Origin of the sequence: Acidipropionibacterium jensenii DSM 20535 (assembly GCF_000425285.1) — a bacterium.
In the GTDB taxonomy this organism is placed as follows: Bacteria; Actinomycetota; Actinomycetes; order Propionibacteriales; family Propionibacteriaceae; genus Acidipropionibacterium; species Acidipropionibacterium jensenii.
The window spans coordinates 191,715-213,725 of sequence record NZ_AUDD01000001.1 but is presented as its reverse complement, the minus strand read 5'-3'; the positions used below and the strand labels follow the sequence as shown (position 1 = coordinate 213,725).

The following is a 22,011-nucleotide window of genomic DNA, read 5'->3' as shown; positions in this document are numbered from 1 at the left end:
GAGAGGACTCCCATGGATCGCCTGGACCCCCGCCTGCCCCAGACCTGGCTGGGCGCCAACTTCTGGTCGCGCACCGGCGGCCCGCTGATGTGGCGGAACTACTCCCCCGACGTCGTGCGCGAGGAACTGGCCGTGCTGCACGACCACGGCCTGAACATGACCCGCTCCTTCTTCTACTGGCCCGACCTCCAGCCCGAACCCGAGGTCATCGACGAGGAGAAGGCCGACCGCTTCGCCGACTTCCTGGACGCCCACCGGGAACTGGAGATGTCCACCATCCCGACCTTCATCGTGGGACACATGTCGGGCGAGAACTGGGACCCGGCCTGGCGCAACGGCCGCTCCCTCTACTGCGATGTCTGGATGGTCGGTCAGCAGGCCTGGTACATCGAGAACCTCACCAGGCGGTTCGCCGACCATCCGGCGATCGCCGGATGGCTGATCTCCAACGAGATCCCGATCTACGCCGGGGAGGCCGAGGAGCAGACCGTCACCACATGGGCCCGGATCATGGTCCAGGCGGTCCGGGCCGGCGGCGGAACCCAGCCGGTGTCCATCGGAGACGGCGCCTGGGGCGCCGACATGAGCGGCCACGCCTCGGGGTTCTCCACCCGACGGCTGGCTGGATTCACCGACTACGTCGGCCCGCACGTCTACCAGATGGAGACCGACATCGTCCGGTCCCACCTCAAGGCCGCCTTCGTCTGCGAGCTGGCCGCGATCGGCGGTCGGCCCGTGGTTCTGGAGGAGTTCGGGCTGTCCAGCGACTTCGCCTCCCCCGAGCACTCCCGCAGCTACTACCGGCAGGTGCTCACCACCACCCTGCTGGCCGGTGCGGTCGGCTGGATCGCCTGGAACAACACCGACTTCGACGACCTGGCCGGCCAGCGCCCCTACAGCCACCACCCCTTCGAGCTGCACTTCGGGATCACCGACAGCCACGGCCGGCCCAAGCCGCCGCTGGAGGCCCTGGCGGAGTTCTCCCGGTTGCTGGAGCGCATCGACTTCCCGCACTGCCACCGGGCGTGGGTCGACGCCGCCCTGGTCGTCTCCTCCTACCTCGCGGCCGGCTACCTGTCGGTCGACGAGACCCAGCGACGGCTGGTGGTCCGCCACACCGAGCAGGCCTACATCGCCGCCAAGGAGGCCGGACTGGCCGTCGGGGTGGTCCGCGAGCAGGAGGACGGCGGTCTGCCGGAGGGCTACCGCCTCTACCTGGTGCCCTCGGTCAAGGAACTCACCGCTCCCAGCTGGCACCAGCTGGTGGATCTGGCCGAGGCGGGAGCCTGCGTCTACGCCTCCTACTGCGCCGGGGAGTCCCCCTCCCAGCGCGGCCCCTGGTGGAGTGCCACCGAGGAGCTGTTCGGGGTGCGCAACGACCTCGCCTACGGGATCAACAACCCGGTGGTCGACGACCTCGTCGAGGTGCGTCTGCTGGCCGATCTGGGGGATCTGCGGGCCGGCACGGTGCTGACCTTCCCCACCGCCGGGACCGAGAACTCGCGGGCCTTCCTGCCGGTGACGGTGACCGACGGGCGGGTGGTCGCGGTGGACGCCGCCGGCCGTCCGATGATCGTCGTCAAGGAGCACGGTCGCGGGCTGGCGGTGCTGTCCACCCTTCCTCTGGAGCACTTCGCCGCTCGACGCCGGGACGCCAACCCGGAGGACACCTGGCGTCTCTACCGGGCGCTGGGCCTCATCGCCGGGATCGAGTCTCCGGTGCAGGTCGAGGATCCCCGCGTCCTCATCGACGCCATGGAGCACGACGACGGCAGGATCTTCCACATCCTGGTGAGCGAGCGCCCCGAGGCCACCGAGGCCCGGGTCCACAGCCGCGAACCCCTCAGCACCCTCGACGGGGAGCCGGTCACCGGACCGGTCCATCTCGACCCGTACGGGGTCGCGGTCCTCGTCAGCACACCGTCACCTCAGGAGAACCGATGACCTCCCACGTCTTCCCCCGGCCCTTCCTCTTCGGCACCGCCACCGCCTCCTACCAGATCGAGGGGGCGGTCGCCGAGGACGGTCGCGGCCCCTCCATCTGGGACGTCTTCAGCCACACCCCCGGACGCACGAACAACGGGGACACCGGAGACATCGCCTGCGACCACTACCACCGGTACCAGGAGGACATCGCCCTGATGAGGGACCTCGGGGTGGACGCCTACCGGCTGTCCATCGCGTGGCCGCGGATCCTCCCCGGGGGGACAGGTGCCGTCAACCCGTTGGGGGTGGCGTTCTACCGGACCCTGCTGGAGGGACTGCGCGCCGCGGGGATCCGACCGGTCATCACCCTTTACCACTGGGACCTCCCCCAGGCACTCCAGGACCGTGGCGGGTGGGCCGAACGGTCCACCGCCGAGGCCTTCGCCCACTACGCCGCCGTGATGGCCACCGAACTGGGCGACCTGGTCGACACCTGGACCACCCTCAACGAGCCGTGGTGCGCGGCCTACCTGGGGCACGGCTCGGGGGTCCACGCGCCGGGGATCACCGATCCGGCCCTCTCCGTGAAGGTGGCCCACCACCTCAACCTGGCCCACGGACTGGCCGTCCAGGCGATCCGCCAGGTGCTGCCCGACGCCCGGTGCTCGGTCACCCTGAATCTCCAGGTGGCCCGTCCGGAAGACCCGGAGGACCCCGCGGATCGGGCCGCCGCCCGCACGGTCGAGACGATCGGCAACGACGTCTTCCTCTCCCCGATGCTCGAGGGCCGGCTGCCCGAGGAGCTGGTCGCCGCCACCGCCCCGGTGACCGACTGGTCCTTCGTGGCCCCCGGGGATCTGGCGGAGATCCACCAGCCCCTCGACGTGCTGGGGATCAACTACTACTCGACGATGACGGTGCGCCCCCGGCGCGCCGACGACCCGGACTCCTCGGGGGGACACGGGCAGACCGGCCACTCCCCCTGGCCGGCCTGCGATGACATCGCCTTCCTGGACCCGACCGGACCGTTGACCGCGATGGGCTGGAACATCGAGCCCCAGGGGCTGACGGATCTGCTGGTGGCCACCTCGCGGCGGTTCCCGGATCTGCCGCTGATGGTCACCGAGAACGGGGCCGCCTTCGAGGACCGGGCCGACCAGGACGGACATGTCGCCGATCCCGACCGGATCGACTACCTGCACGATCACATCGCCGCCGTCGGCCGGGCCCGCGAGGCCGGCGCGAGGGTGGAGGGGTACTTCCTGTGGTCCCTGATGGACAACTTCGAGTGGGCCTACGGATACTCCAAGCGGTTCGGCATCGTCCGGGTCGACTACCGGACCCTGGCCCGCACCCCCAAGGCCTCCTTCGACTGGTACCGCGGCCTCATCGCCACCCGCCGGCTCAGTGAGCGGCCCTGAGCACTCCCCTGGGAAGGTCGCACTCGTCGCCGAGCCGGATCCCCTCGGCGATCCGGTGCTCCCGGCGGGCGTCGATGAGTCTGGGCAGCAGCCGGGCGCACAGCGAGGCCGGAGAGATGGTGTTGATGTAGATCTTGGTGCCCCCCTCGAACCCGGCGGGGTTGGAGACCCGCAGCTTCAGCACGATGTGCCAGGGCATCGGGGTCTTCACCTGGACCGGCCGGTGGTGCCACTCCTCATTGCTCGGCACATCGACCCCCACCGCGACGTGGACGGCGTGCACCAGGTCGGAGACGGCGTCCACCTCCTCGGGGTCCATCCGCCAGGGCTGGTCGATCCCGCTGGTGGACCACACCTCGACGGCCGGGTAGCGGTGCCCGAAGGTGACGAAGGCGACCGCGTGGTCGTTGGCGGCCAGCAGCAGATGGTGGTCGATGGCGAAGTCGGGACCCCACCGGTTGAACAGCGAGGGGTCGTCGGCGGCCGCCTCGAGCGCCGACTCATTACTGGCGCCGATCTCGTCGATGGCCACCAGCTGCTTGTGCAGGTGGTCGAAGGAGGCCCCGGCCGGCCTCAGCCAGTTCTGGAAGACGGCGACATAGCGGGCCTGGGGATTCGCCCGGTACAGATCGGCGGTGGCGGTGACGGTCATCGCCATGAAGGCGCGGTGCTCCACGACGCTGAGCTGACCGGAGCCGGCCAGTCCGGCAGTGGTGGCGGCGTCGTCGGCGTAGTGACGCCGGGCGATGATGACGTCGTGCCCGCCGCCGAAGAAGGGGGCCGACTCGCGGCGCAGATCGTCCGCCGACAGCCGGTCCGCGCGCAGCGACAACCCCTGGGCGGCGAACTTGGCGTCCAGCACGCGACAGACGTGGGCCATCCCCTGCGGATCGGCCAGGTAGGACTCCTGCCAGCTGCGGGCGTCATCGGACAGGTCGATGCCGTGGTTGTCGTGCCAGTACTGCCAGGTGAGGATCTCGAAGAGGTTGGGAACCCGTCGGAACTCGGCGGTGCTGGCCGTCAACTCCTCCACCGGCAGGTGACGCAGGGTCCGGAAGCCGCCGCGGACGTCCCCGAAGGGGTCCCCGACCAGCCGGCACTTCTCGGGCGGGGTCTCCAGCAGCCGGTCGGCGCAGAAGGAGCAGGCCGAGACCCGCTCGGCGTCCCCGATCGGGCGCGGATTGGCGAGCGGGCGGCCCAGCGGGCGGGCCCCCCGTCCGGGAACGGTCCACACCTGGACCCCCGAGAAGGGGTTGGTCTGCTTGATCGTCCCGTCAGGGAGCTCGCGGTAGTACTGGTCCTCGTTCCCGGAGGGGGTCACATCGTCCACCCCATCAGGCCCGGGAGAGGGTCTCGCGGCCTCCCAGGTAAGGCCTCAGGGCGACCGGGACGGTGACCGAGCCGTCGGCGTTCTGGTGATTCTCCAGGATCATGATGATGATCCGGGTCATCGCGCACAGGGTGCCGTTGAGGGTGGCCAGGGGGGCGACGCCCTCAGGGCCGCGGTGCCGGATCGACAGCCGGCGGGCCTGGAAGGTGGTGCAGTTGGAGGTCGAGGTGATCTCACGGTAGCGGTTCTGGGTGGGCAGCCAGCCGTAGCAGTCGTACTTGCGGGCGGCCGACAGACCGAGGTCCCCGGAGGCGACGTCGAGCACCTCGAAGGGGATCTCGAGGGCCTCGATGAACTCCTTCTCGAAACCGAGCAGCTTGGCGTGCCAGGCCTCGGCCTCCTCGGGCAGGCAGTAGACGAACATCTCCACCTTGTCGAACCAGTGCACCCGGAAGATGCCGCGGGTGTCCTTGCCGTAGGAGCCGGCCTCGCGGCGGAAGCACGGCGAGAAGGCGACGTAGCGCTTGGGCAGCTCGGCGTCCTCGAGGATCTCCTCGGAGTGGAAGGCGGCCAGCGCGACCTCGGAGGTGCCGACCAGGTACTGGTCGTCCTTGGGCAGGTAGTAGACGTCGTCGGCGGCCTGGCCGAGGAACCCGGTGCCCTCCATCGCCGAGGGCTTCACCAGGGCCGGCGGGATCATCGGGGTGAATCCCCAGCCGGCGGCCTTGGTCATCGCCAGGTTGAGCAGGGCGATCTCCAGCTGGGCGCCGATCCCGGTGAGCACGTAGAACCGCGATCCGGAGATCTTGGTGCCGCGCTCCATGTCGATCGCGCCGAGGGCCTCGCCGATCTCCAGGTGGTCCTTCGGCTCGAATCCTTCCGCGGCGAAGTCGCGCGGGGTGCCGATCGTCTCGACCACCTCGCCCTCGTCCTCGCCGCCGGCCGGGACGCCGTCGATGACGATATTGCCCAGCGTCTTGTCGAGCTCGATGAACCGCTCCTCGGCGGCGTCGGCCTCCTTCTTGAGGTCGGCGACCTGACCGGAGATCTCCTTGGTGCGGGCCAGCAGGGCGGCCTTCTCCTCGCCGGAGGCCTTGGCGATCTTCTTGCCCAAGCCCTTCTGCTCGGCACGCAGGGACTCGTGCGCGGCGATCGCGTGGCGACGGGACTCGTCGGCGGCAACCAGCTCGTCGACGACGGACGGGTCGTCGCCACGGGCGATCTGGGAGCGTCGGATGCGGTCCGGATCAGTGCGCAGGAGTTTGGGATCGATCATGGCCCCGATCCTACCGATCTGTGTCCGCCGTCGTGTTGCGGCCCGCTCGGCCCACGGCGCAGCCGCGCTGATCGACCCGGGGCGCAGCCGCGCTGATCGAGCCATGACTCAGTCCGCGTTGATCTGGTCAGCGGGTTGGCGGCCGGTGACCCGGGCGAACCAGATCTCGGCCTCCCGGTAGGCCTGGTCGGTGGAGGCGTCGGGGGTCGGCACCTGGCCGGCCGTCTGCTCCCCGTCGATGACGGCGTGCGGGTAGGAGCCGAGGAAGACGACCTCCTCGCAGACCCGGTGCAGACCCTTGAGGGCGGCGGCCATCCGCTCGTCGTCGGCGTGGCCGACGGCGTCGATGGAGAAGGAGTAGCTGCCGAGCCGTCCCTTGGTGGGCCGGGACTCGATCCGTGACAGGTTGATCCCCCGGAAGGCGAACTGGTGGAGGATGTCGAGAAGGGCCCCGGAATGGTCCTCGCGCATGTAGGCGACCACCGTGGTCCGGTCGTCCCCGGTGCGCTGCGGGAGGTGGCCGCGCGGTCCGACCAGGACGAACCGGGTCTGGGCGTCGGGGTTGTCGGCGATGCTCTCGGCGGCCGGCACCAGCCGGTACATGTCGGCGGCCACCGCCGCGCAGATCGCCGCGTCGTAGCGGGAGAACGGGTCGGAGACCTCCTTGGCGGCCCCGGCGGTGGACCCGCTCTCGGTGATGTCGGCCTCCTTGGGGAGGTGGGCCTCCAGCCAGCCGCGGCACTGCGCGGCGGCGTGGGAGTGGGTGATGACGTTGCGCACCTGGCCGAGGGTGGTGCCTGGGCGCACGTAGAGACCGAACTGCACCGGAATGACGACCTCGCGCAGGATCTGCAGGTCTCCCATCGAGGCGAGGGTGTCGAGGGTGGCCGAGACGCCGCCCTCCACCGAGTTCTCGATCGGCACCAGGGAGGCCTCCACATCGCCGTCCTTGGCGGCGGCGATGGCGGTCGTCACCGAGCTGAAGGGGCGGGCGTCCGACTGTCCGAGGGACTTCAGGGCCTGGTGGGTGAACGTCCCGGCGGGACCGAAATATCCGAGCACCGGGCAAGCCTATCCGGCTCAGCGGGACCCCCGCCGACGCATTGACCCCCCGGTTGCCTAGGGTCATGGTCCGTACCAGCGGTCAGGCGTTCCGGGCTCCTCGGGCGAGGGCCTCGGTGTTCGACAGGAGGAGCACTGCGATGGCTGACGACAGCACGATCGACAGCGACTCCGACACGGGTCCGATGCCCCGGAAGGGACCGCTGACCTGCGCCCAGATCGTCGACGACGCCCACACCCGGATCAGCGACGGCCAGCTGGCCCTGGGAAATGCCCTCAACGATCTCCACCAGAGCTGGTCGGACACCGTGGTGAAGGCCTTCTGCCGCAGCTATCCCGCCTTCGACCTCCAGATCGACTCGGTCAAGCAGGGCCTGGAGGAGATCCACGCGTGCCTGGTGGCGGTGGCCCGCTCAACCCCGGGCAGGAGCCGGCCGGCTCCCCTGCCGGAGTCGCCGACCGCCGACCTGGCGGACCGCTCGGGGGCCGGCTGCCCGGCAACCGGCCCGAGGGCCGCCGCAATGGTCCAGGGGGCCGATGAGCTGGCCCTGTGCCGCGACCGGATCGACGCCGAGCTCACCGCCCTGACCCCCCGGCTGGCCGCCTGCTGGTGGCCGGGGGCGGACTCCCTGTGGGACCACTTCCAGAACGCGCGCAGCGGCTGGACGGCGGCCCTGCACCAGATGACCCTGCTGGTGGAGGAGATGAACCGGTTGGTGGCCGGCTACCGCACCACCTCGGTGACGGCCCCGGAGCCGGGCTCGGGGCCCTGCCCCGCCGGCTGGTCCGGAGTCGCCGCGCAGGGTCGGGAGTCGAATGCCGCCAGCACCTGCCTTCCTTCCCAGCGCGGGGCGCTGGGCGGGGTCCATGACACCGGCGGTGCCGCGAGCGCCTCGTCGAGACCCTCCAGGTAGTCCTCCCGCGACTGCTCGACGGCTCCCAGCGACGTCAGGTGGTCGGTGAGCCACTGGACGTCGAGGATCCGCGGATCGGTGGAGGCCAGCTCCACCGCCAGCCTGATGAGTGCGGTCTTGGAGGCGTCGCGGCCGTGCTCGGGGTCGTGGAACATCGACTCCCCGGAGAACAGCCCGCCCAGCGAGACCCCGTAGAGCCCGCCGACCAGGCGGCCCTCGGAGTCCCAAGTCTCCACCGAGTGGGCGTGACCGCGATCGTGCAGGAAGAGGTAGGCCCGGGCGATCCGGTCGTCGATCCAGCCCAGTGGACGGCTGGGGTCGGCGCACCTGTCGATGACCGCCTCGAAGTCCCGGTCGACGGTGGTGGTGTAGTGCCTGGCCGACTTGCGCAGGCTGGAGCTCACCCTCACCCTGTCCAGCGGGAGGTTCGCCCTCATCAGGGGAGACCACCACCCCATCGCGTCGCGCAGCTCCGCCGGCACCTCGTCGTCGTCGATGGGCATCGGGAAGACGCCCTCGCGCAGGGCCGCCAGCACCAGGTGGGGTCCGAAGGCCTCCGAGATGGCCACCAGATCCTGGTCGGGCCACTGGTCCGGGTCCCCGAACAGCTCAGGTGTGGTCACCGGCACAGTCTGTCACCCGGCCGTGGCGGTATCCAGAGCTTCGCCTCCCGCGTTCCCGGTGTTGCCGGGACCCCTTAACCTTGGGAGTGTGACCCGGGCGGTCCGGGTGAGGAGGATGCCCCATGGGGATCGGCAGCGACATCGGTAAGGCCCTCATGACTCAGGTACCCAGCATGGCCCCGGGATTCGCAGTATCTCTGCTGCGCTCGGTGCTCGGATTCGCCATCGACGGCGCTCCGAACCTTCCCGGCGCCCGGCGGGCGGCCTCCAAGACCCTCTCCCGCAAGGAGGGCGACGTCGAGGCGTCGATCAAGTACCTCGTCGGCGAGCACATCGCGCTGGCCGGGGCCCAGGGGTTCGTCTCCAATCTCGGCGGGTTCATCACGATGGCGGTCGCCGTCCCGGCCAACATCTCCGGGGTGGCCATCGTCCAGGCCCGGATGGTGGCCAGCATCGCCCACCTGCGCGGCTACGACCTCGACGACCAGCGGGTCCGCAGTGCCGTGATGGCCTGCCTGCTGGCCCGGTCCGAGGTGGACCAGCTGGTCAAGAACGGCGACCTGCCGAGCTCCCCGATGGGCATCGCCACCGCCCCGGTCGTCGATCCCGACCTGGAGAAGACGGTGGCCGTGCGGATCCTCTCGGTGCTGGTCGGCCAGTCCGCCGGCAAGCAGATCCCCCAGATCATCGGACGTCGCATCCCGGTGATCGGCGGAGGGATCGGCGCCACCACCGACAGCGTCACCACCTGGAACGTCGCCCGCTACGCCAGGACCCAGTTCCCGAGTCGCCGTCCGCGGTGAGAACCGTGTGCGGCTGACCCCTCCGCCGGTGGGAGGATGCCGTCATGTCGCGCTGTCCATCGCCCTCCCGCGCAACCGTCGATCTGTCCGCCATCGTCGCCAATCTGGCACTGGTGCGGCAACGTGCCGGTGACCGCAATGTGCTCTTCGCCGTCAAGGCCGACGCCTACGGCCACGGCGCCGTGGCGGTGGCTCGGGAGGTCGAGGCCACCGGAGCCGCCGACTGGCTGGCCGTCGCCACCGTCGCCGAGGGCCAGGAGCTGGTTGAGGCGGGGATCGGACTGCCGATCCTCAAGCTGTCCCCCGCCGACCCGTGGGATCTGGATGCCGCGGTCCGGGCCGGACTGCGGCTCACCGTCCTGGACGCCGAGACCGTCGGCCAGGTCGAGGAGGCCTCCGCCCGGTGCGGGCTGCACACCAGGGTCCACATCGGCGTCGACAGCGGGATGGGTCGTATCGGTCTTCCCCCCGAGCGTCTGGGCGAGGTGGTCGCAGCGGTCGACCACAGCGCCCACCTCGATCTGGAGGGGGTCTTCACCCACCTGCCGATCAGCGACGTCCCGACCGGGCGAGCCTTCACCATCGTCCAGATCGGTCGATTCCTGGGCGCCGTGGAGACCGTCCAGAAGGATCGCGGGCCGATCCCCCAGGTGCACATGGCCAACTCCGGTGCGATCCTCGGCCACGACCTCACCGGCACCACCATGGTCCGCGCCGGGATCGTCGGCTACGGGTACGACCCGGATCCGGGCGGCCCGAACTCCCAGGGGATCGGGCTGCGTCCGGCGCTGTCCTGGACCAGCCACATCTTCTTCCTCAAGACCGTGGAGGCCGGCACCACAATCGGCTACGGGCGCACCTGGACCGCACCCTCGCGCACCGTCATCGCGACCGTCCCGGTGGGATACGCCGACGGCTACCCGAGGCTGCTGTCCAGCCGCGGACCGGTCCTGATCGGGGGACGACGGCACCTGGTCGCCGGCCGGGTCTGCATGGATCAGATCATGGTCGACCTCGGCCCCGATGCCGACGCCGCGATCGGCGACGAGGTGGTGATGATCGGCAGCCAGGGCGACGCCGTGGTCACCGCCGACGAGCTGGCCGGGCTCACCGGGACGATCAGCTACGAGATCACCTGCGACATCTCCAAGCGGGTCGACCGGGTGTGGGTCGGCGGCACCGCCTGAGGCCGGGTCCACCACGCCGAGATGAGCGAATCGTCTTGGCTCTGGCCTCGGGAACGGCAAGATGGCGGTCATGACCGACGACCAGTGGAAGCGCAATCCGTGGGACAACGACCCGACCTCGGGAGGCCAGGACTCCAGTCCGGCCCCCGATGACGGGCAGTCACAGGGCGACGACGACAACGCGGTGGACCAGACCACCATCCGCCCGCGGACCGACTGGGAGCCCACCGAGTCCCATCAGAGCGACCAGCCTGCTCCCGAGAGCAGTCCCTCCACGGACCAGCAGCCCTCCTGGCAGACCGACCAGACCACCGCCCTGGGTGTGGGCTACGGCGCCCCACAGCCGCAACCGGGTCAGTGGTCCCCCTCGACCCAGCCCTCCGCCCCCCAGCCGCAGGGATATCCGGCCAGCGCCAGCCAGCCCTCGGCTCCCCAGTACCCGGGCCAGCAGTACCCGGCGCAGCCCTCCCAGTCCTACCCGGGCGGCCAGCAGTACCAGGGACAGCCCGCGGCCGGGCAGTATCCCCCCGCCGGCCAGTACCCCCAGGGCGGGTGGGGTGGTGAGCCTCCTGCCGGCGGCTACTCGCCGGCAGGGATGAACCAGCCCCCGATGAACCAGCCCGCGGGGCCGAAGATGCCCGGATTCCTGGCGAATCTCTTCGATCTCACCTTCACCCGGTTCGTCACCCCGACCATCGTCAAGGTGGTCTACATCCTCATCATCGCCGCCGCGGTGGTGTGGTACCTGGGGATGATCATCGGCGCGTTCTCCACCGGCTCCACCCCGGTCGGGGTGGCCGCCCTGGTGCTGGGATGGATCCCGGCCCTGCTGGCCATCGCCCTGTCCCGGCTCCAGCTGGAGTACATCATCGCGCTGATCCGCACCAGCGAGTACACCCGCGACCTGCGCGACCGCTTCGCCAAGGGGGACGACACCCCTCAGGAGTGAGCGAGCGGCCGATCAGTACATCAGCCGGTCAGTACATCAGCGACGTGGTGGGATCCGACAGGATCTCCGCGACGTCGTGCAGGAAGGTCGAGCCCTGCTCGCCGTCCACCAGACGGTGGTCGAAGCCCAGGCTCATGGTGGTCACCCAGCGGGGCACGATCTGCTCCTGTGCGCCGCTGCCGACCACCCACGGACGACGGCTGATCGCACCGAGCACCAGCAGCGCGGACTCGGTGCGGTTGACCACCGGAGTGCCGGCGTCCAGACCGAAGACCCCGACATTGGAGATCGAGAAGGTGCCGCCGGAGTAGTCGGAGGGCTGCAACCGGTCCTGCTTGGCGATCGCGACGATCCGGGTGAGCTCGGAGGCGATCTCCAGGAGGTTCATGTCCTGGGCCCCCCGCAGCACCGGGACCATCAGCCCGCGCGGGGTGGCGGCGGCGATACCCAGGTTGATGTCGCGGTTGTAGACGATCTCACCGGAGTCGTCGTCCCACCGGGCGTTGATCACCGGGGTGCGGGTCATCGCCAGGCAGGCCGCCTTGCACCAGACGGTCAACGGGGAGACCCGCAGTCCCTTGAAGGCGCGGTCGGCGCGCAGCTTGGCGACCAGGTCCATGGTGGCCGAGACGTCGGCGGTGATGAAGCTGGTGACCAGCGCCTTGGTGTCGATGGAGTCCTTCATGGCCACCGCGGTGACCTTGCGCACCCCCTGGATCCGCACCCGGTGCTCGGTCCCCTCGGCATTGGTGGCGTCGCCGTCCAGCAGTCGGCGCTGGGCCGGGGACAGCGACTGCTGGCCGGCCGGGGCGCGCTTGACGTCGGTGCGGGCGGAGCCGGCCGACCCGCCGGTGCTGCGCGCATCGGCGGCCTGCTTGACGTCGGTGCGGGTGATGACGCCGTCCGGTCCGGTTCCGGTGACATCGGCCAGGTCGATGTCGAGATCCTTGGCGAGTCTGCGGGCCGGGGGCTTGGCCAGGACATGGTCCGGTCCCTCGCTGCGGTCGACCCGGGGAGGCTCGGGAGCCGCACAGCTCGGCGTGGCGCAACTGCGGGCGGGAGCTGCTTCGGCCGCGGGCTCGGCAACCGGCGCGGCAGCAGACTCCGGCGCAGCAGCGGGCTCAGGAGCAGGGGCAGCCGGTGCGGGAGCCGCAGCAGGTTCTGCAGCGGGCTCGGGGGCCGGGTTCGACCGGCTCTCCGCGGAGCGGCGGCGACGACGTCGTCCCCCCTCCTCGTCGGGAATGTGGCCGACCAGCAGTTCGGGCTCCTCGGCGGGCCCGTCCCCCTGGTCGATGGAGACCAGCGGGGCGCCGACGGCGACGGTGTCCCCCTCGGAGACCAGCATCCGGGCGACCACCCCGGCGAACGGGCTGGGCAGTTCGACGATCGACTTGGCGGTCTCGACCTCGCACAGGACGTCGTTGATGGCGACGGTGTCCCCCTCGGCCACCCGCCAGGAGACGAGTTCGGCCTCGGTGAGTCCCTCGCCGGGATCGGGCATGCGGTAGTTCTTCACATCTACTCCTCGGTCAGAACGCCAGTGAGCGGTCGACGGCGTCCAGAATGCGATCGACATCGGGAATGTGGTCGGACTCGACGCGGCTGGGCGGGTAGGGGGTGTCCCACCCTGTCACCCGCAGCACCGGGGCCTCCATCACGTAGTACAGGTCCTCGGCGAGCCGGGCGGCGATCGGGCCGCCCAGACCTCCGGTCAGGGGAGCCTCGTGGACCACGATGCAGCGGGTGGTCCTGCGCACCGACTCCTCGATGGTCTCCATGTCGATCGGCGACAGGGAGCGCAGGTCGATGACCTCCAGGGAGGTGCCCTCCTCGGCGGCGGCATCGGCGGCCTCCACACAGGTCTGCACCATCGGCCCGTAGGCCAGCACGGTGACATCGGTGCCGGGCCGGGTGACCCGAGCCTGGCCCATCCCGAGAGTGGCGACCTCGGAGACCGGGCCACGCGCGTAGTAGCGCCGCTTGGGCTCGAAGAGGATCACCGGATCGCGGGAGGCGATCGCCTGGCGCACCAGCCAGTAGGCGTCGTCGGGGCTGGAGCAGGTGACCACCTTGAGCCCCGGAACTCCCGCGTAGAAAGCCTCGGGGGACTCGGAGTGGTGCTCCGGGGAGCCGACCCCGCCGCCGAACGGGATCCGGATGGTCACCGGGAGGGACCAGGCGCCGCACACCCGGGCGTGGTAGCGGGCCAGCTGGGAGACGATCTGGTCGAAGGCCGGGGCGTGGAAGCCGTCGAACTGGATCTCGACGCAGGGCCGGTAGCCGCGCATCGCCAGTCCGATCGCGGTCCCGACGATGCCCGACTCGGCGAGCGGGGAGTCGACCACCCGTTGCGGGCCGAACTCGGCCTGCAGGCCGTCGGTGATCCGGAAGACGCCGCCCAGACGGCCGATGTCCTCCCCCATCAGGACGACCTTCGGGTCGGCCTCCAGGGCGTCGTGAAGACCGGTGTTGAGTCCCTTGGCCAGTGTGAGGATGCTCATCGGTCGGCCACCTCCTCCTCGCCGAGGGCCAGCCAGTCGGCGAGCTCATTCTGCTGTCTCAGATTCTCGGGGGTGGGGTCGACGTAGACCCTGCCCAGTTCGGTGACCAGATCGGGCTCGGGGATCTTGGCGATCGCCCCGCGCACCTCGGCGCCGAAGTCGTCGGCCCGACGGTCCAGGTCGGTCAACCAGTCCTGGTCGATGAGACCGGCGTCCAGCAGGTGGGTCTGCAATCGGGAGATCGGGTCCAGGGCGGCCCAGTGGGCCTCCTCCTCCCGGCTCCGGTAGCGGGTCGGGTCGTCGGTGGTGGTGTGCGCCCCCATCCGGTAGGTCCAGGCCTCGATGAAGCTCGGCCCCTCCCCGGCCCGGGCCCGGCGCATCGCGTCGCGCAGCACGGCGGCCATCGCGACGACGTCGTTGCCGTCGACCTGGACCGCGCGGATCCCGAATCCGGCCACCCGGCGGAACAGCGGTCCGCGGGCGATCAGGGTGGTGGGCTCGGAGATGGCGTACTGGTTGTTGACGCAGCAGAACACGATCGGCGCGTGATTGGCGGCGGCGAAGACATATGACTCGTTGACGTCCCCCTCGCTCATCGCCCCGTCGCCGTGGAAGAGCATCACCGCGGCATCCTCGCAGGACGCCGGGTCATCGCAGGTGGCCGGGTCGTCGCAGGAGACCGAACGACCGACCATCCCGTCGCGCTGGATCCCCATCGCGTAGCCGACGGCGTGCAGCGGGTTGGAGCCGATCATCACCGGGTAGGCGCTGCACCGGGTGGCGACGGTGTCCCAGGGGCAGATCGCCGACCCCCGCCAGGTGGCGAGAATCTCGGGCAGGGTGACCCCCATCCAGTGGGCCAGGGCCTGTTCGCGGTAGGAGGGGAAGACCTGATCGTGCGGGCCGACCGCCATGATGGCGCCGGCCTGGGTGGCCTCCTGGCCGCGCAGCGGCGGCCACAGGGACAGTTCGCCGTGGCGCTGGAGGTTGGTCCCCTCCAGGTCCAGCCGACGGGCGATCACCAGTCTCTCGAGGGCCTGGCGCAGCTGATCGGCCGACAGCTGGATCGGGTAGTCGGGGTGGTCGTGCCAGACTCCCTGCGGGGAGAGGATCTGAACCATCGATGGATCAGGTCGCGCCTCGGGCGCATGGTCGAGCCGAGCCACCGGGTTGGGGTCGATTTCGGCCTGGGTCCCAGTCATGGACACCTCCGGAGGGCATGAGTACGTGAGCTCTACCATTCTGAGCACTCCCGACGGACCTGCACAAGCCGAACCTACGGTTCGGTAGGAAGTTGACAAGAGGGGCCCGATCCGGCGGTGGAGACCCACCATCGGACCCCCGGTCGCCGCTGGTCGGAAGCCATCTCGTACCGTGGGGTGATTGTGGGAGGGGCCTCCCGTCGATCCTGGTGCCAGCCCCTCCGGACGAGGAGGAACCACGTGACCACCACGACGCATCCCGGACATCCCGGAGTTCACCACCCCGGTCATCCCGGCGGTCACCCGCTGGTCCGCGAGATCAAGCACGATCTCAGCCAGAAGCCCTTCATCGTCATCTGGGAGGTGACCCGGGCCTGCGCCCTGGTGTGCAAGCACTGCCGGGCCGACGCCCAGCACCACGCCGCCCCCGGCCAGCTCACCACCGCCCAGGGCAAGGACCTGATGGACCAGCTCGCCAGTTACGATCGGCCCTACCCGATGCTGGTGCTCTCCGGAGGCGACTGCTTCGAGCGCAAGGACCTCAACGAACTGGCCGCCTACGGCGTCTCCAAGGGGCTGCACGTCTCGGTCTCCCCCTCGGTGACCCCGCTGTTCACCCGGGAGCGGATCCAGGGGCTCCAGGACGCCGGGGTCTCGATGCTGTCGATGTCCCTGGACGGCGGCACGGCTGCCAGCCATGACGCCTTCCGCGGCATCCCGGGCACCTTCGACCGGACCATCGAGGCCTGCCACATGCTCAACGAGATGGGCATGAGATTCCAGCTCAACACCGTCTTCACCAAGAAGAACATCCACGACGCCCCCCAGATGATGAAGAACGCCATCGACCTGGGCGCCTTCATGTTCTACACATTCATGCTGGTGCCGACCGGCCGCGGCGCCCACCTCGACATGCTCTCCCCCTACGAGCGCGAGGACGTCCTGTACTGGCTGCACGACAACTCCACCCGGATCGCGATCAAGACCACCGAGGCACCGCAGTACCGCCGGATCGCCTTCCAGCGGGCCGCCGTCGAGCGCGGCGAGGCCGAGCCCGTCAAGCACGGCGAGCTGTACCGCTGGCTGACCCGCGAGACCACCTCCCTGCTCGGCGCCCGCATCGACCGGCCGCGCCCCCCGCGCACCCCGCTGGCGATCAACTCGGGGTCCGGGTTCGTCTTCATCGACCATGTCGGCGACGTCTACCCCTCCGGTTTCCTTCCGGTCCACTGCGGATCGGTCAAGGAGCGCCCGTTCGCCGAGATCTACCGCGACTCCCCGGTGATGAAGGCACTGCGCAACCCGTCGGGGTTCAGCGGCAAGTGCGGGGTCTGCGAGTTCAACCACTTCTGCGGGGGTTCACGCTCCACCGCCTACGCGATGACCGGCGACTACTTGGCCTCCGACCCCTCCTGCGCCCACATCCCGGCCGGCTACACCGGCCCGCTGCCCGAGGGAGTGCATCGCGAGGGAGCAGACCTGCTGGCCTGATTTCGGCGCCCCCGAGTGATCGAGGTGGCGGCGACGATCAGCTTACCGACCAGGTGTGGACCGGCTCTCCGATGTGCTGCTTGTCCCGGTACAGGCAGGTCATCCGGACCAGCGCCTCGGCCCGCGACAGTCCGCCGCTCTCCAGCTGGGAGACCACATGACGCTGCCAGGCGGCGCCGTTGTGGCCGCTGATGGCCCTCTCCCGGACCACCGACATGTAGTGGCTGATGAGCCCCGGGTCGACCTCGAGCATCTCCAGACCGGTGGCGGCCAGCGGGATGAGGACGTCGGCGAGCAGCTCGGCGACCGGGGCCCGGCCGAGCCCGGGCCACCTCACCTCGGCGTCCAAGCCGTGCTGGGCGCAGGCGGTGAAGTTCGCCTCGGCGTCGGCGAAGGGCATCCGCGACCAGATCGGCCGGACCTGACGGGCCAGCCTGCTCACCAGACCGTAGAAGAAGGCGGCGTCGGCCATCTGGTCGCCGATCGTCGGACCGGCGGCCAGCACCCGGTTCTCCACCCGCAGGTTCGGCCTGCCGCCGCCACCGGCGTCGTAGATCGGACGGTTCCAGCGCCACACCGTGCCGTTGTGCAGGACGAGTTCGTGGAGCCGGGGAGCGGCCCCCTCGGTGAGCAGGGAGGTTCCGGCGGCCTGCCGCGACTCCGGCAGGATCGCCGGGAAGTAGCGGACGTTCTCCTCCCACAGGTCGAAGACGGTGTTGATCCAGCGCTCCCCGAACCACACCCGGGGACGCACCCCCTGGGTGATGAACTCCGGGGGCCGGGTGTCGGCGGCCTGACTGAAGACCGGGATCCGCGACTCCGCCCAGCCGGCGTTGCCCAGGAAGAACGGCGAGTTGGCCGACAGCGCCACCTGCGGTCCGGCGATCGCCTGGGCGGCATTCCAGGTGGGGGCGAAGTTGGAGGGGGTCACCTGGAGATGGAGCTGGACCGAGGTGCAGGCCGACTCCGGGGCGATCGAGGAGAAGACCAGATCGGTCTCGTCGTCCCCCTGGATCTGAATGGTGATGTCCTCCCCGCGGGCCTCCAGGATCGCGTGGTCGAGGGCCTGGTAGCGGTTCTCCGGGTTGCGCCAGTGGGGGTGGCGCAGGTCCTCGGCGGTGAGGGTCGGCAGGATCCCGATCGGCAGCAGCCGGACGCCGATCTGCCCGGCCCTCTCCTGGGCCAGGGCAAGCCGGGCGCGCAGTGCCTGCTCGACCCGGTCGAGGTTGTCGCCCTTGACCGGGAAGGCCGGCAGGTTGAGCTCGAGGTTGTGGGCGCCGAGCTCGGTGGTGAAGTCCTGCGAGCCGATCGCCGCCAGGGTGTCGGTGGCGCGGCGGACCGGACGCCCGTCGGCGTCGATGAGGTTCATCTCCATCTCCATGCCGATCGACCCCGCGGGGGCGAACTCGGCCTTGGGGAGGTATCGCGCGAAGGTCTCGAGGTTCTCGCGCATGGTGATCCGGTAGCGGGTGCGCTCGGCGTGCGTGTAGGTCACGGAGCTGGTGTCTCGTCCCATTGCTCAACAGTGGCACGGCGTCGGGCCGGTTCACCACAGGTTCAGCTCAGCGCCGGTCATCCCTGAGTGAGAACCAGGGCGGTGAAGTAGGCCAGGTAGCAGGCCACCATCACCCCTCCCTCAAGTTTGGACAGCCGCCGCCCGGTGAGGAACAGCGGGATGCACAGCAGGCAGACCGCCACCATCAGGGGAAGGTCGATCCTCAGCAGGCTGGGGTCGATCGGGCCCGAACCGCCCGACACCAGGACCGGCACCCCCAGGATCAGGGTGAGGTTGTAGGTGCTCGACCCGATGAGATTGCCGATCGCGATGTCGCGCTCCCCGCGGAAGGTGGAGATGATCGCGGTGAACAGCTCGGGGGTCGAGGTGCCGATGGCGATCACGGTGAGCCCGATGAAGGCGTCGGAGACCCCCATCGCCCGGGCCAGCGACTCCGCGGCACCCACCAGCCAGTCGGCCCCCACCACGATGACGGCGATCCCCACCACCAGCAGGACCAGGTACAGCCAGGTCCGCCGCCCCGCGCCGTGGCCCCCGACCCCGTCGATGAGCTCCTCGATCTCCTCGACGGGTCGCGGGTCACGGCTGCGCTTCGACCACAGCCCCAGGGCCACCGTGTAGACCACGGCCAGCGTCACCAGCGGGATCCCGGTCCAGGTCGCCAACTGGCCTCCCGCCGTCAGGCCCAGCACCAGGACCGCGACGATCACCACGCTGGGCAGATCCAACAGCAGGGTGCGCCGGTCGAAGTGGACCGGGCGCACAGGCCCAGGATGAGCAGCAGGTTGACGACATTGGTGCCGGCGATGTTGCCGATCGCCAGAGACCCGGCATTGGCCCTCATGGCGTCGATCCCGACGGCCAGTTCCGGGGCGCTGGTGCCGATCGAGACGATGGTCAGACCGATGACCATCGGCGGCACGCCGAGTCGGGCGGCCAGCGCCGCACCATTGCGCACCACCAGCTCCGCACCGCCGACCAGCGCGGCCAGACCGACCACGAGCTGGATCACCGATGCCATACTGGATCTTATCCAGACGCGTCCTCCCATCGACGAAGCACGAAGGAGTGCCGATGAGTCATCCCGTTCCCGATCCCCCGATGGACCGCGTCCGCCACCCCCTGGACCCGTGGGCGCTGCGCGAGACGGCGCTGCCCTCCCGACCGGCGACCGCCGAGACCCTTTTCGCGGTCGGCAACGGGTATCTCGGCATCCGGGGCACCTCGGAGGAGGGCCATGACGCCGTCTCCCCCGGTACCTTCATCAACGGCTTCCACGAGACCTTCCCGATCCATCACGCCGAGGAGGCCTACGGGTACGCGCGGGTCGGACAGACGATGCTGCCGGTACCGGATCCGACGGTGATGCGGATCTACGCCGACGCCGAGCCCCTGCACCTGCCGGTGGCCGATCTGGTGAGCTACCAGCGGGTGCTGGACCTGCGCTCGGGGACCCTGGAGCGCGACCTGGTCTGGCGCACCCCGGCCGGGGTGCGGGTGCACGTCGTCTCCCGCCGGATGGCCTCCTTCACCCGCCGCCATCTGGCGGTGATGGAACTGGAGATCACTCCGCTGGACGGCGATGTTCCGCTGACCGTAGTGAGCTCGGTGGTCAACCGGTTGGACGCCGACCCGGAGGCACCCGATCTGGAGAGGTCCGGGCTGGAGAGCTCTGGTCTGGAGGACTCAGCGGCGGTGATCGCCGACCCGCGCAAGACCGACGGGGTCGGCGGCCACGTCCTGCAGTGCGCCGAGTCCCGTCGGGACGGTTCGCGCCACTACCTGGGTTACCGGGTGGCGGCGTCGGGGATGACCCTCGGGATCGGCGTCGACCACCAGATCGATGCGCACGGCGAGGTGACCGAGCACGAGGAGCACGGGGCCGACGCCGTCACCCGCGAGTTCCGGGTGCTGGCGGCCAGCGGACAGACGGTGCGACTGGTGAAGTACGTCGCCTACCACTCCTCGCGCTCCTCGGAGCCCGGCGAGTTGATCCAGCGGTGCCGGCGCAGCCTGGACGAGGCCGTCGCGGTCGGCGTCCGCCCCCGGGGTGCTGCCGACGGGAGGACATGCGGCGGGAGGACGAGCGACGTCGCGGACCTGTTCTCCGAGCAGCGGGAGTGGATGGACGGGTTCTGGCGTCGCAGCGATGTCGAGGTGCTGGGGCGTCCGGACCTCCAGCAGGCGATCCGGTTCAACCTCTTCCATCTCGCCCAGGCCGCCGCCCGCTGCCAGGGCCACGGCATCCCGGCGAAGGGGCTCACCGGCACCGGCTACTCCGGCCACTACTTCTGGGACGGCGAGGTCTACGTCCTGCCCTTCTACTCCTACACGACCCCGGAGGTCTCGAGGGCGGCGCTGCGGTTCCGCTGGACGATGCTGCCGGCGGCCCGGAACCGGGCCCGGGAGATCAACATGGCCGGGGCGCTGTTCCCCTGGCGCACCATCAGCGGGCTGGAGGCGTCGGCGAACTACGCCCAGGGCACCGCCCAGTTCCACATCGACGCCGACATCGCCTACGCCCTGATGCTCTACGTCCGCACCTCGGGGGACTGGGACTTCCTCACCCGCACCGGCATCGACCTGCTGGTGGAGACCGCCCGGATGTGGCTGGATCTGGGGTTCTTCCGGCTGGAGGGGCAGCGCTGCTTCCACATCCACGGCGTCACCGGCCCCGACGAGTACACCACCGTCGTCAACGACAACCTGTACACCAACATCATGGCGCGCGGGAACCTGTGGGACGCCGCCCGCACGGTGCGCCGGATCCAGCGCGACCACCGCGAGGCCTACTCCCGGATGGTCGACCGGGTGGGTCTGCGGCCCGGGGAGGTGGAGGCCTGGGAGGAGGCCGCGGAGCGGATGTACATCGCCTACGACCAGACTCTGCGGGTCCATCCCCAGGACGACCAGTTCCTCTCCAAGGAGGTATGGGACCTTCCGAACACCCCGGCCTCCGATCGTCCTCTGCTGCTGCACTTCCATCCGCTGGTGATCTACCGCTACCAGGTGATCAAGCAGACCGACGTCGTGATGGCGCAGTTCCTGCACTCCGACGAGTTCTCCGCCGAGGAGAGGCTGCGCGACTTCAACTACTACGAGCCGCTCACCACCGGGGACTCGAGCCTGTCGGCGGTGGCCCAGGCGATCGTGGCCGCCGACGTCGGGCATGTCGCCAAGGCGGTGAGCCATTTCCGGAATCTGCTGTACATCGACCTGGCCGATCTGCACGACAACACCGAGGACGGAATCCACATCGCCTCGGCCGGCGGGGTGTGGAGCGCCCTGGTGTACGGCTTCGGGGGGATGCGCGACGACGCCGGGATTCCCGATCTGGACCCTCGGCTTCCCGAGGAGTGGGAGGGATTGCGGTTCCGGCTCACCCTGGCCGGCTCGCGGGTGCTGGTGGAGCTGGCGCCCGATGCCCTCGAGCTCACCCTCGAGGAAGGGTCCGGAGCCGTCCTGCAGGTGCGCGGGAAGAAGGTGGAGGTGACTCCGGCAGGTCCGGTGAGGATCGATCTGGAGCCCTACTCCCGACTCTCCGAGGCGCCGACGATGAGCGACATCGCGGGGCTGGAGAGGGCCGACGGGACCATCATCGAGCCCAGCCTTCCCAGTCACTCGACCCATCGGCTCGGGACCAGGGCGGCGACCAGGGGACGTCCGGAGGTGCACTTCTCGGTGCGGGAGGAACCCGGTCGGTGAGTGGGCGGCGTCCTGATGGTTCGGGGGAGGTCCGGGTCGGGAGGGTCGTGTGATCGGGAGGACCGGTGGTTCGGCAGGGCTTGGAGACTCGGCCAGCACCGCCCG

Annotated in this window: 17 protein-coding genes and 1 pseudogene; 8 read left to right on the top strand and 10 right to left on the bottom strand. The window is 70.0% G+C overall.

Annotated features, from left to right (window positions below; genetic code table 11):
* Positions 1-12: 12 nt before the first annotated feature.
* Both H590_RS0100955 and H590_RS0100950 read left to right on the top strand, forming a co-directional pair.
* Entirely contained in the window at positions 13-1,944 is a 1,932-nt protein-coding gene (locus H590_RS0100955) for a cellulase family glycosylhydrolase (protein WP_028702075.1), read from the top strand.
* Positions 1,941-3,347: a GH1 family beta-glucosidase gene (locus tag H590_RS0100950; protein ID WP_028702074.1), complete on the top strand. Its 1,407-nt coding sequence runs from the start codon at positions 1,941-1,943 to the stop codon at positions 3,345-3,347. Before H590_RS0100955 ends, H590_RS0100950 begins: the two co-directional genes overlap by 4 nt.
* On the opposite strand, the gene H590_RS0100945 is transcribed toward H590_RS0100950, so the two are convergent.
* From H590_RS0100945 to pheA, 3 genes are all read right to left on the bottom strand, one after another.
* Positions 3,331-4,668: a DUF4921 family protein gene (locus tag H590_RS0100945; protein WP_036980465.1), complete on the bottom strand. Its 1,338-nt coding sequence runs from the start codon at positions 4,666-4,668 to the stop codon at positions 3,331-3,333. The genes H590_RS0100950 and H590_RS0100945 overlap by 17 nt on opposite strands.
* A gap of 13 nt (positions 4,669-4,681) precedes the next feature.
* On the bottom strand, positions 4,682-5,953 hold the full coding sequence (serS, locus tag H590_RS0100940) for a serine--tRNA ligase (RefSeq protein WP_028702072.1): 1,272 nt from the start codon (positions 5,951-5,953) through the stop codon (positions 4,682-4,684).
* A gap of 108 nt (positions 5,954-6,061) precedes the next feature.
* A complete protein-coding gene (gene pheA, locus H590_RS0100935) occupies positions 6,062-7,015 on the bottom strand; it encodes a prephenate dehydratase (RefSeq protein ID WP_028702071.1) in 954 nt (317 codons plus the stop codon).
* 140 nt (positions 7,016-7,155) lie between these two features.
* On the opposite strand from pheA, the gene H590_RS19375 reads away from it, so the two are divergent.
* Positions 7,156-7,929: a hypothetical protein gene (locus tag H590_RS19375; RefSeq protein ID WP_414973624.1), complete on the top strand. Its 774-nt coding sequence runs from the start codon at positions 7,156-7,158 to the stop codon at positions 7,927-7,929.
* Here H590_RS19375 and aat read toward each other — a convergent pair.
* Positions 7,839-8,552: pseudogene (aat, locus tag H590_RS14150) on the bottom strand (leucyl/phenylalanyl-tRNA--protein transferase); the annotation flags it as partial. The gene H590_RS19375 and the pseudogene aat sit on opposite strands and share 91 nt — an antisense overlap.
* A gap of 122 nt (positions 8,553-8,674) precedes the next feature.
* On the opposite strand from aat, the gene H590_RS0100920 reads away from it, so the two are divergent.
* The 3 genes from H590_RS0100920 (at position 8,675) to H590_RS17065 (ending at position 11,491) form a co-directional block, all read left to right on the top strand.
* Positions 8,675-9,355, top strand: coding sequence for an EcsC family protein (locus H590_RS0100920; RefSeq protein WP_028702070.1), 681 nt, complete (start codon positions 8,675-8,677; stop codon positions 9,353-9,355).
* A gap of 44 nt (positions 9,356-9,399) precedes the next feature.
* Entirely contained in the window at positions 9,400-10,542 is a 1,143-nt protein-coding gene (gene alr / locus H590_RS0100915) for an alanine racemase (RefSeq protein WP_028702069.1), read from the top strand.
* A 70-nt stretch (positions 10,543-10,612) separates the two neighbouring features.
* Positions 10,613-11,491, top strand: coding sequence for a DUF4282 domain-containing protein (locus H590_RS17065; protein WP_126412737.1), 879 nt, complete (start codon positions 10,613-10,615; stop codon positions 11,489-11,491).
* A 28-nt stretch (positions 11,492-11,519) separates the two neighbouring features.
* On the opposite strand, the gene H590_RS0100905 is transcribed toward H590_RS17065, so the two are convergent.
* The 3 genes from H590_RS0100905 to H590_RS0100895 are packed head-to-tail and all read right to left on the bottom strand — an operon-like array spanning position 11,520 to position 15,113.
* Positions 11,520-12,992 (bottom strand): dihydrolipoamide acetyltransferase family protein, encoded by a 1,473-nt coding sequence (locus H590_RS0100905; protein ID WP_028702068.1) that lies wholly within the window; start codon positions 12,990-12,992, stop codon positions 11,520-11,522.
* A gap of 28 nt (positions 12,993-13,020) precedes the next feature.
* Positions 13,021-13,992, bottom strand: coding sequence for an alpha-ketoacid dehydrogenase subunit beta (locus H590_RS0100900; protein WP_028702067.1), 972 nt, complete (start codon positions 13,990-13,992; stop codon positions 13,021-13,023).
* Entirely contained in the window at positions 13,989-15,113 is a 1,125-nt protein-coding gene (locus H590_RS0100895; protein ID WP_028702066.1) for a thiamine pyrophosphate-dependent enzyme, read from the bottom strand. The genes H590_RS0100900 and H590_RS0100895 overlap by 4 nt, the downstream gene beginning before the upstream one ends.
* A gap of 321 nt (positions 15,114-15,434) precedes the next feature.
* Here H590_RS0100895 and H590_RS0100890 point away from each other — a divergent pair, with 321 nt between their 5' ends.
* The gene (locus H590_RS0100890; protein ID WP_028702065.1) at positions 15,435-16,685 is read left to right on the top strand and encodes a TIGR04053 family radical SAM/SPASM domain-containing protein; all 1,251 of its coding nucleotides are present in this window, start codon (positions 15,435-15,437) and stop codon (positions 16,683-16,685) included.
* A 37-nt stretch (positions 16,686-16,722) separates the two neighbouring features.
* Here H590_RS0100890 and H590_RS0100885 read toward each other — a convergent pair whose 3' ends face one another.
* From H590_RS0100885 to H590_RS18815, 3 genes are read right to left on the bottom strand one after another with little or no spacing between them, the layout of a single operon-like run.
* Complete coding sequence (locus H590_RS0100885) at positions 16,723-18,201, bottom strand: glutamate-cysteine ligase family protein (RefSeq protein ID WP_028702064.1); 1,479 nt, start codon at positions 18,199-18,201, stop codon at positions 16,723-16,725.
* Positions 18,202-18,257: 56 nt separating this feature from the next.
* Positions 18,258-18,965 (bottom strand): sodium:calcium antiporter, encoded by a 708-nt coding sequence (locus H590_RS14140; protein WP_197720472.1) that lies wholly within the window; start codon positions 18,963-18,965, stop codon positions 18,258-18,260.
* The gene (locus H590_RS18815) at positions 18,908-19,222 is read right to left on the bottom strand and encodes a sodium:calcium antiporter (RefSeq protein ID WP_197720471.1); all 315 of its coding nucleotides are present in this window, start codon (positions 19,220-19,222) and stop codon (positions 18,908-18,910) included. The genes H590_RS14140 and H590_RS18815 overlap by 58 nt, the downstream gene beginning before the upstream one ends.
* Positions 19,223-19,275: 53 nt before the next feature.
* Here H590_RS18815 and H590_RS14135 point away from each other — a divergent pair, with 53 nt between their 5' ends.
* Positions 19,276-21,906 (top strand): glycoside hydrolase family 65 protein, encoded by a 2,631-nt coding sequence (locus H590_RS14135; protein WP_071161679.1) that lies wholly within the window; start codon positions 19,276-19,278, stop codon positions 21,904-21,906.
* Positions 21,907-22,011: the final 105 nt, after the last annotated feature.

Coding starts and splice junctions, on each gene's coding strand:
- H590_RS0100900 (WP_028702067.1), bottom strand. CDS start 13,992: ATGAGCATCCTCACACTGGCCAAGGGACTCAACACCGGTCTTCACGAC.
- H590_RS0100895 (WP_028702066.1), bottom strand. CDS start 15,113: ATGGTTCAGATCCTCTCCCCGCAGGGAGTCTGGCACGACCACCCCGAC.
- H590_RS0100950 (WP_028702074.1), top strand. CDS start 1,941: ATGACCTCCCACGTCTTCCCCCGGCCCTTCCTCTTCGGCACCGCCACC.
- H590_RS19375 (WP_414973624.1), top strand. CDS start 7,156: ATGGCTGACGACAGCACGATCGACAGCGACTCCGACACGGGTCCGATG.
- H590_RS0100955 (WP_028702075.1), top strand. CDS start 13: ATGGATCGCCTGGACCCCCGCCTGCCCCAGACCTGGCTGGGCGCCAAC.
- H590_RS14135 (WP_071161679.1), top strand. CDS start 19,276: ATGAGTCATCCCGTTCCCGATCCCCCGATGGACCGCGTCCGCCACCCC.
- H590_RS0100920 (WP_028702070.1), top strand. CDS start 8,675: ATGGGGATCGGCAGCGACATCGGTAAGGCCCTCATGACTCAGGTACCC.
- serS (WP_028702072.1), bottom strand. CDS start 5,953: ATGATCGATCCCAAACTCCTGCGCACTGATCCGGACCGCATCCGACGC.
- H590_RS17065 (WP_126412737.1), top strand. CDS start 10,613: ATGACCGACGACCAGTGGAAGCGCAATCCGTGGGACAACGACCCGACC.
- alr (WP_028702069.1), top strand. CDS start 9,400: ATGTCGCGCTGTCCATCGCCCTCCCGCGCAACCGTCGATCTGTCCGCC.
- H590_RS0100885 (WP_028702064.1), bottom strand. CDS start 18,201: ATGGGACGAGACACCAGCTCCGTGACCTACACGCACGCCGAGCGCACC.
- H590_RS0100905 (WP_028702068.1), bottom strand. CDS start 12,992: ATGCCCGATCCCGGCGAGGGACTCACCGAGGCCGAACTCGTCTCCTGG.
- H590_RS18815 (WP_197720471.1), bottom strand. CDS start 19,222: ATGGCATCGGTGATCCAGCTCGTGGTCGGTCTGGCCGCGCTGGTCGGC.